This window comes from Longimicrobiales bacterium, assembly GCA_028823235.1.
In the GTDB taxonomy this organism is placed as follows: Bacteria; Gemmatimonadota; Gemmatimonadetes; order Longimicrobiales; family Gaopeijiaceae; genus UBA2589.
In genome coordinates this window covers 216,434-232,282 of record JAPKBW010000001.1, presented here as the reverse complement: position 1 = coordinate 232,282, position 15,849 = coordinate 216,434, and the positions used below count along the sequence as shown (strand labels likewise).

11 protein-coding genes are annotated in these 15,849 nt (G+C 62.5%); 6 read left to right on the top strand and 5 right to left on the bottom strand.

Annotation, left to right across the window (positions count from 1 at the left end):
- Positions 1 to 362, bottom strand: a 362-nt coding sequence (locus tag OSA81_00890; protein ID MDE0897548.1) for a hypothetical protein, incomplete at its 3' end; no start/stop codon positions are given.
- A gap of 280 nt (positions 363 to 642) precedes the next feature.
- Between OSA81_00890 and OSA81_00885 the strand changes: the two genes are divergently transcribed.
- The gene (locus tag OSA81_00885) at positions 643 to 2,028 is read left to right on the top strand and encodes an amidohydrolase family protein (GenBank protein ID MDE0897547.1); all 1,386 of its coding nucleotides are present in this window, start codon (positions 643 to 645) and stop codon (positions 2,026 to 2,028) included.
- A gap of 846 nt (positions 2,029 to 2,874) precedes the next feature.
- On the opposite strand, the gene OSA81_00880 is transcribed toward OSA81_00885, so the two are convergent.
- The 3 genes from OSA81_00880 to katG form a co-directional block, all read right to left on the bottom strand.
- Complete coding sequence (locus OSA81_00880; GenBank protein MDE0897546.1) at positions 2,875 to 4,509, bottom strand: NAD(P)H-binding protein; 1,635 nt, start codon at positions 4,507 to 4,509, stop codon at positions 2,875 to 2,877.
- A 118-nt stretch (positions 4,510 to 4,627) separates the two neighbouring features.
- Positions 4,628 to 4,849 carry a hypothetical protein gene (locus OSA81_00875; protein MDE0897545.1) on the bottom strand — a complete coding sequence of 74 codons (222 nt, stop codon included), beginning with the start codon at positions 4,847 to 4,849 and terminating at the stop codon, positions 4,628 to 4,630.
- A 265-nt stretch (positions 4,850 to 5,114) separates the two neighbouring features.
- Positions 5,115 to 7,325, bottom strand: coding sequence for a catalase/peroxidase HPI (katG, locus tag OSA81_00870; GenBank protein MDE0897544.1), 2,211 nt, complete (start codon positions 7,323 to 7,325; stop codon positions 5,115 to 5,117).
- Between the two features lie 348 nt (positions 7,326 to 7,673).
- Between katG and OSA81_00865 the strand changes: the two genes are divergently transcribed.
- Entirely contained in the window at positions 7,674 to 8,033 is a 360-nt protein-coding gene (locus OSA81_00865; protein ID MDE0897543.1) for a LysR substrate-binding domain-containing protein, read from the top strand.
- 110 nt (positions 8,034 to 8,143) lie between these two features.
- Here OSA81_00865 and OSA81_00860 read toward each other — a convergent pair whose 3' ends face one another.
- A complete protein-coding gene (locus tag OSA81_00860; protein ID MDE0897542.1) occupies positions 8,144 to 10,252 on the bottom strand; it encodes a carboxypeptidase-like regulatory domain-containing protein in 2,109 nt (702 codons plus the stop codon).
- Between OSA81_00860 and OSA81_00855 the strand changes: the two genes are divergently transcribed.
- The 4 genes from OSA81_00855 to OSA81_00840 all read left to right on the top strand — a co-directional run bounded on the left by OSA81_00855 (position 10,251) and on the right by OSA81_00840 (position 15,846).
- Positions 10,251 to 10,403, top strand: coding sequence for a hypothetical protein (locus OSA81_00855; protein ID MDE0897541.1), 153 nt, complete (start codon positions 10,251 to 10,253; stop codon positions 10,401 to 10,403). The genes OSA81_00860 and OSA81_00855 overlap by 2 nt on opposite strands.
- Position 10,404: 1 nt before the next feature.
- Positions 10,405 to 11,367: an aldo/keto reductase gene (locus tag OSA81_00850; GenBank protein ID MDE0897540.1), complete on the top strand. Its 963-nt coding sequence runs from the start codon at positions 10,405 to 10,407 to the stop codon at positions 11,365 to 11,367.
- Positions 11,368 to 11,580: 213 nt separating this feature from the next.
- Positions 11,581 to 12,783 carry a hypothetical protein gene (locus OSA81_00845; protein ID MDE0897539.1) on the top strand — a complete coding sequence of 401 codons (1,203 nt, stop codon included), beginning with the start codon at positions 11,581 to 11,583 and terminating at the stop codon, positions 12,781 to 12,783.
- A gap of 36 nt (positions 12,784 to 12,819) precedes the next feature.
- Positions 12,820 to 15,846 (top strand): amidohydrolase family protein, encoded by a 3,027-nt coding sequence (locus tag OSA81_00840; protein ID MDE0897538.1) that lies wholly within the window; start codon positions 12,820 to 12,822, stop codon positions 15,844 to 15,846.
- The last annotated feature ends 3 nt before the right edge of the window (positions 15,847 to 15,849 follow it).

Genomic DNA, 15,849 nt, shown 5'->3' with positions numbered 1-15,849 from the left:
ACTGCCCAGCCGTAGAGGAAGACGCCGCCGATCGCCAGGAGCAGGGCACCGGCGATCAACGTCCGGCTCCACGCCTGCACCATCGCGCGCACCTCCTGAGGACTGCGGCCCGCGATCGCGTTCACCGCATGTTTCTGAGCCCACGATGGGTTCTTCCCGAGCTGAGCCTTCGCTCGCTGCTTCTTGAGATGCGCGGGTTCCTTCCCCGGCCTGAAGCCTTTCGACGAGGGCTGGTGCCCGCCTCGTTTCTTTCCGGTCATACGATGCTGAATCCTCTCAGAGTCGAAGTCACGACGTGGCCCGCTCATCATCTGATGGCGCGGCGTCTGGACGTACCCCTCACACGTTCTCCAGTGCGCCACGCAGTTTGCTCAGAGAGTATACCGATTCCTCGGCACCTCCGAGGCGGGTGCATTAGCGCTCGCTCCTGCATGCGAACTCCGTGATGATCTGATCCTAGTGCGCCTGTATCCAAGCTCTCCTGAGCGCTGGAGACGCCCTTTCGAATTTGGGCAATCGTCCAAAAGCAAAACTCACGACTGTCCCGACGAAGAGACGATTCATCCGGTCCGATCGAAGTCCCTTTGGAGCAGGGGCCGCGAGCGCCTTCGCTCCGCAGCGCATGTGAGCGGCCAGCCTACCTTGACGATCTTCCTCCACATGTGCCTGTTGTGGGAGTTCCGGTCTTATAAGGAGAGTCACATCGTGATTGGATTGTCGCAGCTCGTTGCTCTGGGTCGTTTGCTCAGCGCCGCACTCGTCGCCGTTGCGCTCATCAGCACACCAGTCTTTGCCCAAGAGGGAGGGACGGTGCTGGTGACCGCCGATCGATTGATCGATGGACTCGGGAACCTTCATGAGCCGGGGGCCGTGCTGGTCGAAGGTGAGGTCATCACTGCCATTGGGGACGACGCCAGGAATGCAGACGTGGCTCGGACGGTCGAATTGGGTGATGTCACACTTCTCCCGGGACTGATCGATCTCCATACCCATCTGACGGATGCGGTCGAGTCTTACTGGGAAGAGGTCCTGGTTACCACCACACCGCCTCAAGCTGCCCTTCATGGGGCGGCGAACGCGCGCACCACTCTCCTGGCCGGTTTCACTACGGTGCGGGACATGGGCCCCGCGTGGGCGTTCACAGACGTCGATCTGCGCGATGTGATCGACGAGGGAGTCCTCCCTGGCCCCCGCATGCTCGTGGCCGGCAACTATGTGTCGGCGACTGGGGGAGCAGGAGACGCTCGTCAGTTCTCGATCTACGTCGACGTACCCACGGCTCAGAACTTGGCCGACGGACCTGCCGAGGTCCGTAAGGTCGTACGGACGAACCTGAAGAACGGTGCGGATTTTATCAAAGTACTCGCCACTGGCGCGGTTCTCTCGCAGGGTATTTCACCCGGTGCGCAGCAGTACTCTGATGAGGAGCTTGCGGTCGCGGTTGTAGAGGCTGGTCGATGGGGCAAGTTCGTGGCCTCTCACGCGCACGGCGCAGAGGGAATCAAGGCTTCGGTCCGGGCCGGAGTGCGGACGGTCGATCATGGATCGATGATGGACGAAGAGGGACTCGCCATGCTGCTCGACAGCGATTTCACGTACTACGTGCCAACATTGTATGTTGGTGTGATCGTCCCCCGGAACGGAGCAGCGCTTGGGATTCCGCAGGAACAGATTGACCGATCGACCGAGATGATGCGTTACCGAAACGCCACCTTTCGACGAGCGATGGAGGCAGGCTTGACCGTCGGCTTTGGCACGGACGCAGGTGTTTTCGAGCACGGAGACAACGCCAGGGAGTTCCAGCTTCGAGTCGAGAACGGCCAGAGCGCGATGGACGTCATAACCTCGGCAACGAGCGTCAATGCCACGATCATCGGGTGGCAGGACAGGGTAGGAAGCGTGGAGTCGGGCAAGTTCGCAGATCTCATCGCCGTCCCGGGAAATCCTCTGGACGACATCTCAGTAATGGAACGGGTCGTTTGGGTGATGAAGGGCGGAAAAGTGGTGACGATGGATGCTCGATGGTGAGTTGGCCGGGCTGACCCCAGCTCTGGGCGCGACGCTCACTCGTTCCTAGGTCACAGGCCTCTGCGGCCTCAGGATGAACAACCCTTCGTTCATGCTCGACACCACAACCATTCCGCTTTCGAAGAATGGCCAAGCCGTCCAAGTCCCACCCCCGAAGCCCGGTGGGCTCTCGCCGTAGGGTGTGGTGTCGAACCAGCCGATCTCAACCGGACGCTCGGGGGGTGCCAGGTCCTGGAACGCAGTCCGTCGAGGACGTAGCGCACACGTCAAGTTAAGCGCCGCGGCTCGTATCCGGCCGTTGCCAGCCAAGCTTTATTGGTCCTGATGATGGCTGTGGGCAGGATCGTCGATTGCGACACCAACTCCGACGTTGATCCGTCAGGAGAACCCCCTGGGTCTCGCTTGGCTCATTCGGACCGCGGTGCAGTTCATCGAGAGCTGAAGAGATATCGGACGCGACTTACTCAAAGCCGAGGACGTTTTGCCACTCCGCGACGGCGTGATGACCCGGATTGTGGATTCGCATTATCTGGGCAAGCTTCACGCTCGTTGAGCTTGCAGCCGCGCCCTTCACCTTTGGGATCCTCAGTGCGCTTGTCGTGCTGAATTGCAGCAGTCTCGTGAGCAAAGTCGATGCCCGCTGTGAGTCCACCGCCGGACATGTCTTTCTGCGCAATCGGTATCCCGGTTTCGGAACTCGGCTATGCCCTTCCGAAGTACAGAACAGCAGGAATAGACGCGGAAAGCGTGCGCTGGACAGCGACCATGACGACGTTCCGTGCTGTTGTAGGTCGGGTGCTGAATGGATGAAGATTACACGCCCGGGCGGCACATTTTCGGCGGGTGTCAGCTCATCGGTGTGAGTTGGTAAAAGACCAGCACCGCGAAATCCCACACCAGATGCGCGGCGAGTACCGCAGGCAGACTGTCGGTTCGAGCCCTTAGTATACTCCAGCAAAAGCCAGCACCGATACAGGCGAGAACCAGTGCTGGGGATCCCGTTGGGGCGTGGGCCAGCGCGTAGATGACCGCGCAGGCTGCAGCCGCGGGCAGCCAGGACATATGCCGGGATAGAGCACCCTGGACTGCGCCACGCCAAACGAGCTCTTCGAAGGTCACGACTACGGGGATCAAGACGATCGTAGCGAGGAAGCCCGGGCCTCGGAATATCGCATATAGTACCTCTACATCGGCCTTCAGCATGGGGAATGTGCTCGTGACCGGCTCGTAAAGAAGAGTGGTGCCAATCGCCATGACGATCCCACCCAATATCCCGATCGGCCAAAGCCCTGCGTGCCGGCCATGGCCAAGAACGTTGGTCCCTTCCAGCCTGGCTGCCGTGACTCCAAGCATTGCGGCAGTCGTCCCCAAGGCGAGCCAGATGCCGAAGCGGGTCGAGAGCCCCGCACCGATGGCCCAAAGCAGCACGTATACGATCGCGCGTCGATCGGCGGATGTGTTTCGATTCGACGTCGTGACTGGCTGCGTTCTTTGGGGCCCGGAGAGCCTGCTCAGTTGAACTAGTACCCGCTCTACAGTGCCCCAAAAGCCTAGAATTTGTGGACTTTTCGCCTCGGCATCGAGGGCCTTGCGAGCCGCTTCGTCAAAGGTGAGCGGGGCTTTATGGCCGATACGATTCCAAAAGAGATTGTCCCGGGCGATCAGGTCTGTCTTCAGGCCGACGACGATTTCGCGAGCCACAGACCAGTCGGCTCTCGTCACGAACCGCACCCAGTGAGAGGAAAGACCGGGAGAAAGAAAGGGCACCTGGATCATCACCGGCGCTCGGACGCCGAGTGCCGTCGCGGTGCGTTCCAGGATCTCACGGCCTGAAAGAACCTCGGGTCCGGGTACGTCGAACCACGCACTGCCTGAGATCTCCATCTTGGCCGATTGTACGACGGCTACCACGACGTCCTCGATGGCGACTGGTTCGGTCCGCGATGTCAACCAACTTGGCAGAATCATGAGCGGTAGACGTGCGGCCAGATCCCGCACGATCAGCCAGCTCAGACTGCCTTCTCCGACGATCATGCTCGCCCGCAACTCCACCGTGGGAACGGCCCCGGCACGGAGGGCTTCGCCCACCTCTTCACGACTGAGTAGGTGTTCCGACGCCTCTTCACTCGGCGCTGCTACGCCACCCAAGTAGACAATGCGGTTGAGGCCAGCGGCTTCGGCCTCGGCCGCGAATGTCCGGGCGTGCCGGACCTCGGCCTGGCGAAAGTCTTCTCCGTGGGTTGCCATGCCGTGAATTAGATAGATGGCCGCATCGCAGCCTGCGAGGGCAGCCCGGACCGAGTTCGGGTCCGATACTGAGAGCGTGACCCACTCCCGGCTTGGCCATCGCGCCTTAGCCGCCGCAACCGTGCGTGTGGCGCAACGGACCCTCCACCCGGCCTCGACAAGCGCGTCGTGCACATTTCGACCGACGAAGCCGGTGGCACCGGTGAGCAATACGGTCGAGCTAGGAGACGGCATGGGGACTGACACCCCTTCGGCGATCCGATAGTTCCTCCCGCACCAACCGCTTAAGATGACGATGGGGGAGCGTGGCCCCACCCAAGAAGTTAGGACGGGCGAGTAGCTCCCGGACGACTTAGTCGGACAGCTCGTCGGCAGCAGACCCGACGGAAATCATTACAGCAGCTACCCCCACGACGCGGCTCGAGAGTGGGAGACCTGGTCGGGGCAGGTAGTGGTGCGCTTCGCTGGGCTTGCCGTTTCTGCGACGAAGGACGCTCACAAAGATGTGCTGTACGATCGCCACGACCAGGTGTACGACACGCTGCTCGAGACACGATGCCGTTCTTGAGGTCATGTGCGAGTCGGCACGGGACTGTGTCGACTGGGTGAAAGCACATCCTGAATGGACGGGACCGAATGGCGGACACGCTGCTCGAGCCACTTTACGTCAATGCCCCGGCGAGGCGGCTGGACCTGAAGGGCGCACGCGGCTAGGCGAACCGTTGCAGGCACAGCAAAGGGTGGCGTTTCCAAGACTCGAAACGACACCCTCGTTGCTGCTCACATGACTGATTAGAGCGAAGCCGGACCGAATGCGGCTGATCCGTATTCCCCTAAGGCTACCCCAGATCGAAGCGGTCGAGGTTCATCACCTTGTCCCAGGCGGCGACGAAGTCACGCACAAGGGCACCTTGCCCGTCGTCACATCCGTAGACCTCTGCGATCGCCCGTAGCTGGGAGTTCGATCCGAAGATGAGATCCACGCGGGTGCCAGTCCACTTCTTGGCCCCTGTCGCACGATCGCTCCCCTCGAACACGTCTTCGGCGTCCGATGCCGCAGCCCACGTTGTGCTCACATCCAGCAGGTTCACAAAGAAATCGTTGGTAAGCGTCTCTGGACGCTCGGTGAAGACACCGTGCGGCGACTGATCGACGTTCGTGTTCAAGACGCGCATACCACCAACGAGCACCGTCATCTCTGGTGCCGTCAGCGTCATGAGTTGCGCTCGATCGACCAGCAGCTCTTCCGCAGACACGGTGTACTTGGCTTTCAGGTAGTTACGGAAGCCGTCTGCGATCGGTTCGAGTACGGCTGCCGACTCCACGTCAGTGTGCTCCTGCGATGCATCCATGCGCCCGGGCTTGAAGGGAATATCCACCTCGTACCCGGCATTCTGCGCGGCTTTTTCCACGGCCCCGCAGCCAGCCAGGACAATCGTGTCGGCGAGCGAAACCTTCGTTCCTCGGGATTGAGCATCATTGAACGCCGTCTGGATTGCCTCGAGGGCCTCCAGCACGTTCGCCAGCTGGCCGGGCTGGTTGACTTCCCAGTCCCTCTGCGGCGCGAGGCGGAGTCGCCCACCGTTCGCTCCACCCCGCTTGTCTGATCCGCGGAACGTGGCTGCCGACGCCCAGGCGGTCGAGACGAGCTGAGAGACTGAAAGCCCCGAAGCAAGGATCTGCGCCTTGAGCGTGGCGATGTCCTTCGAGTCAATCAGTTCATGATCGACCGCGGGGATCGGATCCTGCCAAATGAGTTCCTCAGCCGGAGCGAGGGCTCCGAGGTAGCGGGTGCGAGGACCCATGTCGCGGTGTGTCAGCTTGAACCAGGCCCGAGCGAACGCGTCCGCCAACTGCTCTGGGTTCTCATGGAAGCGCCGGGCAATCGGCTCGTAGATCGGGTCTAACCGAAGCGCGAGGTCCGCGGTGGTCATGATGGGTGCGTGCCGCTTCGACGGATCGTGTGCATCTGGTACCGCCTGCGCTGCGGCAGGGTCGGTCGGAATCCACTGCCAGGCTCCGGCGGGACTCTTCACGAGAGTCCACTCGTAGCCGAACAGGGTGTCCAGGTAGCTGTGATCCCACTGGGTCGGCGTCGGAGTCCACGCGCCCTCGATTCCGCTGGTGATCGCATCGACGCCCACGCCGCTGCCAAAGCTGTTTTTCCAGCCGAGGCCCTGCTCTTCAATGCCGGCGCCTTCGGGCTCTGCGCCGACGAGCGCGGCATCGCCAGCGCCGTGGCACTTACCGAACGTGTGTCCGCCGGCGATGAGTGCGACGGTCTCTTCGTCGTTCATGGCCATGCGCCCGAATGTCTCACGAATATCGCGCCCGGAAGCGACAGGGCTCGGTTCTCCGTTCGGCCCCTCCGGGTTCACGTAGATCAGCCCCATCTGAACGGCAGCGAGAGGGTTCTCCAGGTCACGCTCACCAGAATATCTCTTGTCACCGAGCCACTCAGTCTCGGCTCCCCAATAGATGTCTGCCTCGGGTTCCCAGATGTCCTCACGTCCACCAGCGAACCCGAAGGGCTTGAACCCCATCGACTCCAGGGCGCAGTCGCCCGCGAATATCATGAGGTCGGCCCAAGAGATCTTGCTGCCGTACTTCTGCTTGATCGGCCAGAGCAGCCGGCGCGCCTTGTCGAGGTTTCCGTTATCGGGCCAGCTATTGAGAGGCGCGAAGCGTTGGGTCCCCGAGGACGCGCCACCGCGGCCGTCTCCGGTGCGGTAGGTGCCAGCGCTGTGCCAGGACATCCGAATGAAGAGAGGTCCATAGTGACCGTAATCGGCCGGCCACCACGCCTGCGATGTAGTCATCAGCTCGAAAAGGTCCTTCTTGAGGACCTCGATGTCGAGCTTCTTAAATTCATCCGCGTAGTTGAACGCGTTGCCCATGGGGTCGGACACGGGAGAGTTCTGGTGGAGAACCGCGAGGTCCAGCTGATTCGGCCACCAGCCGCGGTTCGACGTACCCTCTGCGGTCGTGTGTATGTCGGCATCGTGCATGACGGGGCATTTGCCTGCGGTCTCGCCAGCATGTTCGTCCATGGGTCTTCCTGATCGTGGTGCGTTGAATGATCTCGACGTTCGATAATTGTCCGCGAATTGAGATATTACGTCAAATTACTGATGGTTGAGTGAGGCATAATTAGCGTTTGAGTTTGCTCCGAAGCCGTCCATCGGAGTCGCTCTGTTCGAACGAACGTCCAAGGGTGTGATCGCGACTGCGGCGGGTGTGCGAGTGATTGAACTCGCGTGTCGGGTCGCGGCGAATGTGGACCAGATCATCGCTACCGCCCAGACCATGCAGGACTCGCTGCGTGGCACGATCCGAATAGGGGTCATTCCGCGGTCGCCTCCCCACGTGCTCGCACAGATCATGCCGTTGATCCGGTCGTGCTTACCTGGGCTCAGGCGGCTACTGCGAGAAGAACGAACCACCCGACCGCCATGGTTGAGGCTGGTGAGCTGGATCTCGCTATGGTCGCAATGGAGTCTGACCTCGGTGACCTGAAGGGCGAAGATGTTATTCTGCTCGCCGATGGCCATTGTCTGCGAGCTCAGGCGCTGGCGATATGTGATTCTGCAGGTGCCTGTGACCTAGGGGCTATGCGTGCGACGAGCCTCGCCACGCTCGTTCAGATGGCTGGGGCGGGAGTTGGGATCACGGTGCTTCTGGTCATGACAGTGAATGCCGGTCACCACCGCGGTGACGGTCTGTGCCTTGTTCGATTCGGCGCACCTGTTCCGAATTGAACAAGGCACTCGCGTGGCGGAGGTCTTCCCTGATGCGAGGTCATTTTGAGACCCTAGCTAGGGCGCTGGTCTCGGCCTAGGAGGAGCGACTTTTAGTCCCTGTCGATGGCCTAACGCGCCAGCGGATGTGGCCTCACTTGGAATTGCACCACAATGGGCTTCGAGCCCTGCCCATTTTCTTTCAGCCAGGGTGTGCGCCCCCCCTCCGGGACCCACAGGCCCCGGCCCTTCCACCCGGCACCGGGGTCATCGATTCGGCCTTCGAATCCCTTGGTGTAGAAGCCCATCGGATACGGGACACGGAGCGTAACGAACTCGTCGTCGACGAGGGCGTGAACGCCATCGAATAGATTTCCGGTGGCGATAGGGACGTCTTCTCCGAGGCCCAATGAGTTGTGCTGGTCCACCCAGGTGTAATAACTGGATTCGACACTGTACTCCGGGAGATCAGCGAAGCCCGGACCCGGCAGGTCGTGGAGCGTCCAGCCTTCGGGGCAGTGGTCTCCGGTGGCGTTCGGTCCATTCAGTGGCCCCTCACACTTGCTGCGATCGAACTCGCCGAGGTGGCCGCTCCCCAGCGAGGCCCAGACGACGCCGTTTTTGTCGATGTCCGCACCTCGTATTCCGAAGCCCGGTAAGGGTGGGGTGTAGACCTCGGCAAGCGACGTTTGTGGCGGATTGGGTCCGGGCAGCAGCCTCGTGATCGATCCCGGGTAACGGAAGGCATTGGATCCCCAGATGGCATTGCCTCGAGGCTCGGGCATGACCGCGTAGAAGCCATTGGGGATGCGCTGGTCTAGCGCCGGGTCCATGCGGTCACCGGGCTCGGTCCAGGCGTCCTGCTCCCCGTTTCCGTTGGTGTCGAGGATGAGAGGCGCCCAGCCTTGGGACGCTTCGGCGTCTCCGGTCTGCAGGAAGCGATTGGTGTCGAGCCACCCTACGACGTCACCGCCGCCGCTCGTCCAGAGGATATTGTCATCGCCGTACGCGAACTGGAGATGATGGGTGCTGAAGCACGTGTCCACGAAGGAATACTCGCCCGTCGACGGATCGTACACGGCGAGCTGGCGACCCGTCATGTCCTTCGGATAGAGCATGGCGGACGGGTGGTTCGACCCCTCCCGACAGAAGTCAGGATTCTGAGGGCCACGGACCCGCGCGGTCAGCCAGACCCTTCCGTCCTGATCAAGCATCGGGTTGTGGGCGTTCGCTTGGCTGTCCCAGATCCGCTCGTCGCCCCAGTAGTGAGAGGGTGCCAGCACGGACGCCTCGTTCGTCGTTGGCGTATTTTCGTCCCGGACCGGCAGGTCGTAGACAGACGATGTGTTCGCGACCGGGTCCAAGATCGGCATCTCGTCCGTACTGAGTTCGGGAGCGCCGTATAGTTTGCCGTAGCCGTTCACCGTTGGGTCACGCCGGTCCGTTCCCGAGAGATCATGCATGTAGAACTGAGGACTGGACCAGTCACGCACGGTCGCCACAACGTTTCTCTCCACGCCGGAGGGCCGTTCGGGCGCGTGCGCAGGAAGCTCACCAGCGGCGACTCGGTCGGTCCATTCCGCCATGTACTTGATGGGGAGCCCCTCGAGGCGGTTGGCGATTCCGAACATGTTCTGGCCAGCCTGTCCGGACGAGATGCGCCGCCACCATGCCTCCTCCGACGACTCCATGCCCGCGAGCGAGGAGGGAAGGGTCCGGGTCGCTTCGTTGCCCAGCTGGTGGCAGCCCACGCATCCCATGTTCTTCACCCACATCAGGTACTCGTTGAGTCCACCGTCGAGCTCGGCTACCTCGTCCTCGGTGGGGAGCCCCATCATGGAATACCAGTAGGCGGCCGGATACACCTGGGCTGCGGCCGCAGCGTCCCGAGCGACCGACGCCGTCAAATTCATTAGCTCGCCGCGCGTTCCCGGGACCGGCTGCGAGTCGACCAGTCCGTAACCCCGTACCCAGATCCGATAGTTGGCCTCCGGGAGGTCCGGAACGAGGTATCGGCCCTGATCATCCGTCAGGACGATCCGGGCGAACCGCGTATCGAGGTCATCCGTTTCTGCGATCACCCACACGCCGGCTTCCGGCCCCGCAGGGCTGGTGACGACGCCACCGATGTCGTCCTCGTCGAGGATGATGTCGGCTGCGGAGTCGCCCCCTGGTTCGCACGAGACGAGGGCGGTCGCGAGCGCGACCGAGGCGAACGCGGAAACAGTACCGATTCTCATGACCGAGGCACCCCAAGCCGGTGTGATCGCAAATCTCAAGGGCAGCCAAGGTACGAACCGTGCGGCGCTGCCGCATGAGGCGCACCGGGTGTTGTCACGTCAGGAAATAAACCCCAATCTGTCCGTCGATCTTCCAAATGATGAGGAATAGCATGGTCTCAAGACGCGATTGGCTTCGTCTCACCGCCGGCGCCGGCGCAGCGCTCTCCCTGAACCCACGGCTCCTTGCGGCGCTTCAGTCCGGCGCGGTCCGCACGCGCGGGATTCCATCAACGGGCGAACAGGTACCTGTGATCGGACTGGGAGGTCGCTGGATTTCGACGAACTCGACTGCGGAAGAACTCACCGGTCACCGGTCGGTCCTCCACGAACTCGCAAAGGATGCCGAGGGTGCGGGGCGGGTCTTCGATAGTGCCGCCGGATACGGCGGTGGTGGATCAGAGGAGTACGCGGGCCAGTGGGGTGAGGAAGACGGCTTCGCCGAAGATCTATTCTGGGCGACCAAGGTGAACGTCGCAGGACGTGGCGGTGGCTCTGTGGATGAGGCCGATGTCCGGGCTCAGATCGAGCGTTCGTTTGACCGGATGAGAGTTCCTGTCATCGACCTGAATCAGGTCCACAACATGGGCGATCCGCCCACGCAACTCGGCGTACTCCAGGAGTACAAGGAGTCCGGGCGCATTCGGTACACGGGCATAACTACCACGAGCGCGGGTCAATACGGAGCACTCGCCCGGGTCATGCGAGAGTATCCGATCGACTTTATCGGAATCGACTACGCCATCGACAATCGGCAGGCCGAGGAAGAGATCCTTCCGCTGGCGCTGGACCGAGGGATTGGCGTCATCGTATACCTGCCGTTCGGTCGCAGCCGGATGTGGGGACGTATCGGAGACCGCGAACTACCCGACTGGGCGAGCGAGTTCGACGCCCATACGTGGGCGCAGTTCATGCTCAAGTTCGTGGTGGCCAATCCGGCGGTGACCCTGGCCGCGCCGGGAACGGGCGACCCGGAGCACATGGTGGACAACCTTGGCGGCGGACGTGGACGTCTGCCCACCGCGGACCACGTAAAGCGGATGCTTGATCTGGTCGAGAGCCTGCCGGGCGGCTAGGCGGGCGAGTCGGAAGCGCGGTACCTGCGCGAGGTGGCCTTTTCGAAAGAGTAAATCGACAGTTTGGGTGGTAGCGGAATCCACCCGACCCGATCGTCGGCGCAGATCGGAGGCTCGCTCTGGCCTCCCGCATTCGTGTCCGGCAAGTTCGCTCTTACCGGAGCGCCACGTTGGTGCCGCCGCCGACCCGTGTCGTGCACCCCGCGAGGAAACATGAAGTTTGAGCGCATCGCCCTAGTAATGACTCTGGTTGTCGCCGCGGGGGCCATAGCGTGCGAAAACGCCGCGCCCGTCGGTCGACTGGGTGCGACCGCCAAAGGCGGAGACGACCGGAGTGGTCCCTATGACGTAGTCCCCGGATGGTGGAAGCCGGCGCCGGATCACGACTCGACCTGGACTTGGGGGTCCGCTGCAGGTGCTTGGCCTGACACGCCCGATCGCGTCCTGGTCGTAATGTGGGGAGATCAGCACAGGCAGCCCCAGGAGGGCTTTGAGAACGAGCGTAGCAGGAATTTCCTGGTCGCGGTTGATCGCGACGGGAACATCACCGAGAACTGGGCACAGTGGGACTCACTCTTCAATCGTCCTCATCAGGTCTACATCAACCCATACGATCCCGAGCGTGCTATCTGGGTGGACGAGAGAGGCGGGAATGGTGTTCACGAGTCGATCCTCAAATTCAGCAATGACGGCAGCGAGTTACTACTGCGCATGGAGGATCCGAATCTGATCCCGAGCGAGGGTGGGCCAACCCCACGCGAGAACCCGAACCCTGGCCCTCTGGACTTCGGGCAAAATTCGGTGCTCGCCTTCCTCCCGAATGGCGACTTTTTGCTGGGTGACGGCTACGAGAACGGTCGCATCGTACGCTACAACGCAGAGGGTGAACTGCAGTCGGAGTTTGGCTCGGTGGGAAGCGGCCCTGGGCAGTTCGATCTAATCCATGGCGTCGCCGTGGACAGGGAGAACCGGATCTACGTGTCGGATCGCAGGAACCACCGGATTCAGATCTTTACGGAAGACGGAACGCTACTCGACGAGTGGCCGGACATCTGGGATCCGGTCGCCATCATGGTCGACGTCAACGACTTCGTCTGGGTGCTCGATGCGACGCTGAACCGGATTCTGAAATACGATATGGACGGACGGTTGCTGGACTACTTCGGCACGTACGGTGAAGCATCGTCACTCGGTCGACCCGGATTCACCTGTTCGGATGATGCGGCGATCGCGGACGCAGGGCTCGATATCGACCACTCGGGAGCCTGCGGAGGCTTCTCGCTTCCACACCAGATGAGCGTGGATTCCGAGGGCAACCTCTATGTGGCGCAGTTCGGCGGCCCATGGATCGACAAGTACGTGCCGAAGCCGGGTGCAGACCCTTCTCGCCTGATCGGCCAGCCGGTCGGGCGCTGACATGACTCACTGAAGCCACCAGCCACGAGGCATTTCATGACCGTCCGGACCTCCACCAGAGCGTGCGTCGCGCTCATCTCAGCGCTCGGACTCCTTGGGCTGGTCCCACATGCACCACGCCAGGTCGGCTTTGAAGTCACGATTCGTGAAGGCACGAACATGGCGGCGGCGCTTTCACCCGATGGAAGCACGCTCGCCATCGACGCGCTGGGGCGGATCTGGACGCTGCCGGCGAATGGTGGTGAGGCGACTGCGCTCACTGATCCGTTCGGTGATGCGCGGCAGCCGACGTGGTCGCCGGACGGGCAGTGGATCGCGTTTCAGGCCTACTGGGATGGCGACTACGACATCTGGGTCGTCGGCGCTGATGGCACGGGTCTCTCGCGTCTGACTTCCGGTCCGTTTGATGACCGTGAGCCTCACTGGTCACCGGACGGATCTCGTGTCGCGTTCTCCTCGGACCGGGCGGGCACGTACGACCTCTGGGAAGTATCGAGCGTTCGCCGAGAGGTACGGCGGATCACCGAAGGCGGTGGCAACGAGTACGGGCCAGCGTATGGCCCCGACGGCCGCATCGCGTACGTGACGGACGGAAGTGAGGCGGGGCTCTGGGTTCGATCGGGGGAGGGGGGCGTGGAACGCATCGTCGACCTCGGCGCCGCGGACGGCTTCGCTCCGTCCTGGAGCCCCGACGGCACCCGCATCGCGTACAGCAGTCAGACTTACGGGAGCAGCTCGCTACACATCGTAGCTGCATCGGGAGGCGCTACCGGAGGATCCGTCGTCAGTGATCAGGATGAGGACGTCTTCCCGTTCCGGCCTTCCTGGCGTGCGGACGGACATCTGCTCTATACGGCCGACGGGAATGTGCGTGCACGCCCCACGTCCGGCGGGACTTCTGTTGATGTGCCGTTCAGCGCGACGGTCACGCTCGAGCGGCCCGCCTATCGCAAGACGTTGAGGAATTTTGAGGCGTCTGGACCAGCGCCGGTCCGCGGCATCCTGTCACCCTCGGTGTCCCCAGACGGCACGCGTGTCGCGTTCACTGCGCTCGGCGACCTCTGGATCATGCCGATCGGTGGTGAGCCGGAGCGGGTGACTGACGACCCATGGGTTGAGGTCGATCCCATGTGGTCGCCAGATGGACAAAGTCTCGCCTTCGGGACTGACCGTGGGGGTGCCGTCGACGTCTGGATCCACGACGTGGAGACGGGGCGCGCACGCCAACTCACCCAGGACGGTGGCAGCGGCCCTGTGTGGTCACCGGATGGGGCCGAGATCGCCTACACGGGCGGGACCGGTAGCGAGACTGGCCTCCGCGTCGCCTCGGTCGAGTCTGGAGTAGCACGTACTGTGCGTAGCGGCCTCAACAATCCCGGGCGTCCGACTTGGTCTCCCGACGGGACCCAGATCGGGGTGTCCGCACTCTGGACGTATTCGAGCCGTTTCCGTGAGGGCGTCAACAAGGCGCTCCTCATTCGGATCGCCCGGCCCGCGGCCGAAGAGGACAGCGACGACGCTCCGGACGATTTTTTCGCTCTGCCGCGCCAGGCGAACGAGCGCTGGCTGGATTTCCTCCCGAACCAGTCAGTTGGGACACGCTCCACAGACGGACCGCTGTGGTCTCCGGATGGCGACCGGCTCGCATACGTTTCAAACGGCGTCCTCTGGGTGATGCCTGTGACACACGCGGGCGACCCACTGGGCCCGCCACAACGCCTGAACAACGAGACGACGTCGGATCTCTCCTGGGCCGGCGACTCTCACTCGATCGTGTACCTCACAACCGATCGCCTCCGACGTGTCTGGCTGGAAAGCGGCAGCATCGAGGATATCCTGGTGCCGCTTACTTGGACGCGAACGGTCCCGCAGGACAGGACGGTCATTCATGCCGGAGCGCTCTTCGATGGAGTTTCGGCCCAGCTCGAGCGCAATGTCGATGTGGTCGTCGAGGGCAATCGGATCGTCCGCGTGGGGCCGCATGACCCGGCTCTGCATGACGAGGAGCGAGTCGTCGATGCGTCGGACGGCGTGCTCTCACCCGGCCTCATCGAAATGCACACCCACGGCGGACTCGGCGAGGGCGAGTCCATTGGCAGGAACTGGCTGTCCTACGGCGTGACCACCATCCGCCGGGTGTCGGCCGACCCATACGACATGACCGAGGCGAAGGAGTCGATCGAGTCGGGCCGTCGCATCGGACCCCGCATTTTCGCGACCGGGAACTCGATGGACGGCAGCCGCATCTACTATGGCGGTGGAGCGTCGATGGGCGCGATTGGGCAGGTGGAACTCGAGATGCAGCGAGCAGCGGCGCTCGAGTACGATCTCGTGAAGACATATGTGCGGCTTCCCGATGCAGTGCAGCGTCGTGTCATCTCAGAGGCCCATGCGCTCGGGATGTCTGTGACGTCGCACGAACTCTACCCGGGGGTGGCCTACGGTGCCGACGGCGTCGAGCACGTGCGCGGAACAAGTCGTCGAGGGTACTCGACGAAAGTGTCGGAGCTAAATCGGAGTTATCAGGACGTCGTTGAGCTACTCGCCCGCTCGAGGATGTCGATTACACCGACCGTGGGACTGTATGGCGGATTCGGACTGCTCGCCGGAGATGACCCGTCCCTCCTCCAGGACCCGCGACTCGAAGCGTTTCCGGCGAGCACGGGCCGAGGCCGCCGCGGGGGCGACCCCGAGACCGTGCGGCGCATGGTGAGCGAAATGGGATCTTTGGCGCGCAGGGTCGTCGAGCAGGGAGGTGTGGTCGTTGTAGGCACCGACTTCGGTCCTCCCGGACTGTCGCTGGTCGCAGAAATGGAGGTACTCACGCGCTACGGCGGAATGGATCCCGTGGACGTGATGCGAGCGACGACGTCTATCCCCGCCGAGGCTATGGGCTACGGGGCGGAATTCGGCGCTGTGCGGCCGGGTATGCTCGCCGACCTCGTCGTATTCGGAAGCAACCCGCTGGAGGACATTCGCGCGGTCCGGGATGTCCGCTTCGTCGTAACGAACGGACAGGTGTACCCGATGGCGGATCTGCTTCAGCGCCCGGATGGGTCGTGAGTG

Excerpts from the sequence above, each read along its gene's own strand:
- OSA81_00845 (MDE0897539.1), top strand. The coding sequence starts at position 11,581 with ATGAAGTTTGAGCGCATCGCCCTAGTAATGACTCTGGTTGTCGCCGCG.
- OSA81_00875 (MDE0897545.1), bottom strand. The coding sequence starts at position 4,849 with ATGACCTCAAGAACGGCATCGTGTCTCGAGCAGCGTGTCGTACACCTG.
- katG (MDE0897544.1), bottom strand. The coding sequence starts at position 7,325 with ATGGACGAACATGCTGGCGAGACCGCAGGCAAATGCCCCGTCATGCAC.
- OSA81_00855 (MDE0897541.1), top strand. The coding sequence starts at position 10,251 with ATGACCGAGGCACCCCAAGCCGGTGTGATCGCAAATCTCAAGGGCAGC.
- OSA81_00840 (MDE0897538.1), top strand. The coding sequence starts at position 12,820 with ATGACCGTCCGGACCTCCACCAGAGCGTGCGTCGCGCTCATCTCAGCG.
- OSA81_00850 (MDE0897540.1), top strand. The coding sequence starts at position 10,405 with ATGGTCTCAAGACGCGATTGGCTTCGTCTCACCGCCGGCGCCGGCGCA.
- OSA81_00860 (MDE0897542.1), bottom strand. The coding sequence starts at position 10,252 with ATGAGAATCGGTACTGTTTCCGCGTTCGCCTCGGTCGCGCTCGCGACC.
- OSA81_00880 (MDE0897546.1), bottom strand. The coding sequence starts at position 4,509 with ATGCCGTCTCCTAGCTCGACCGTATTGCTCACCGGTGCCACCGGCTTC.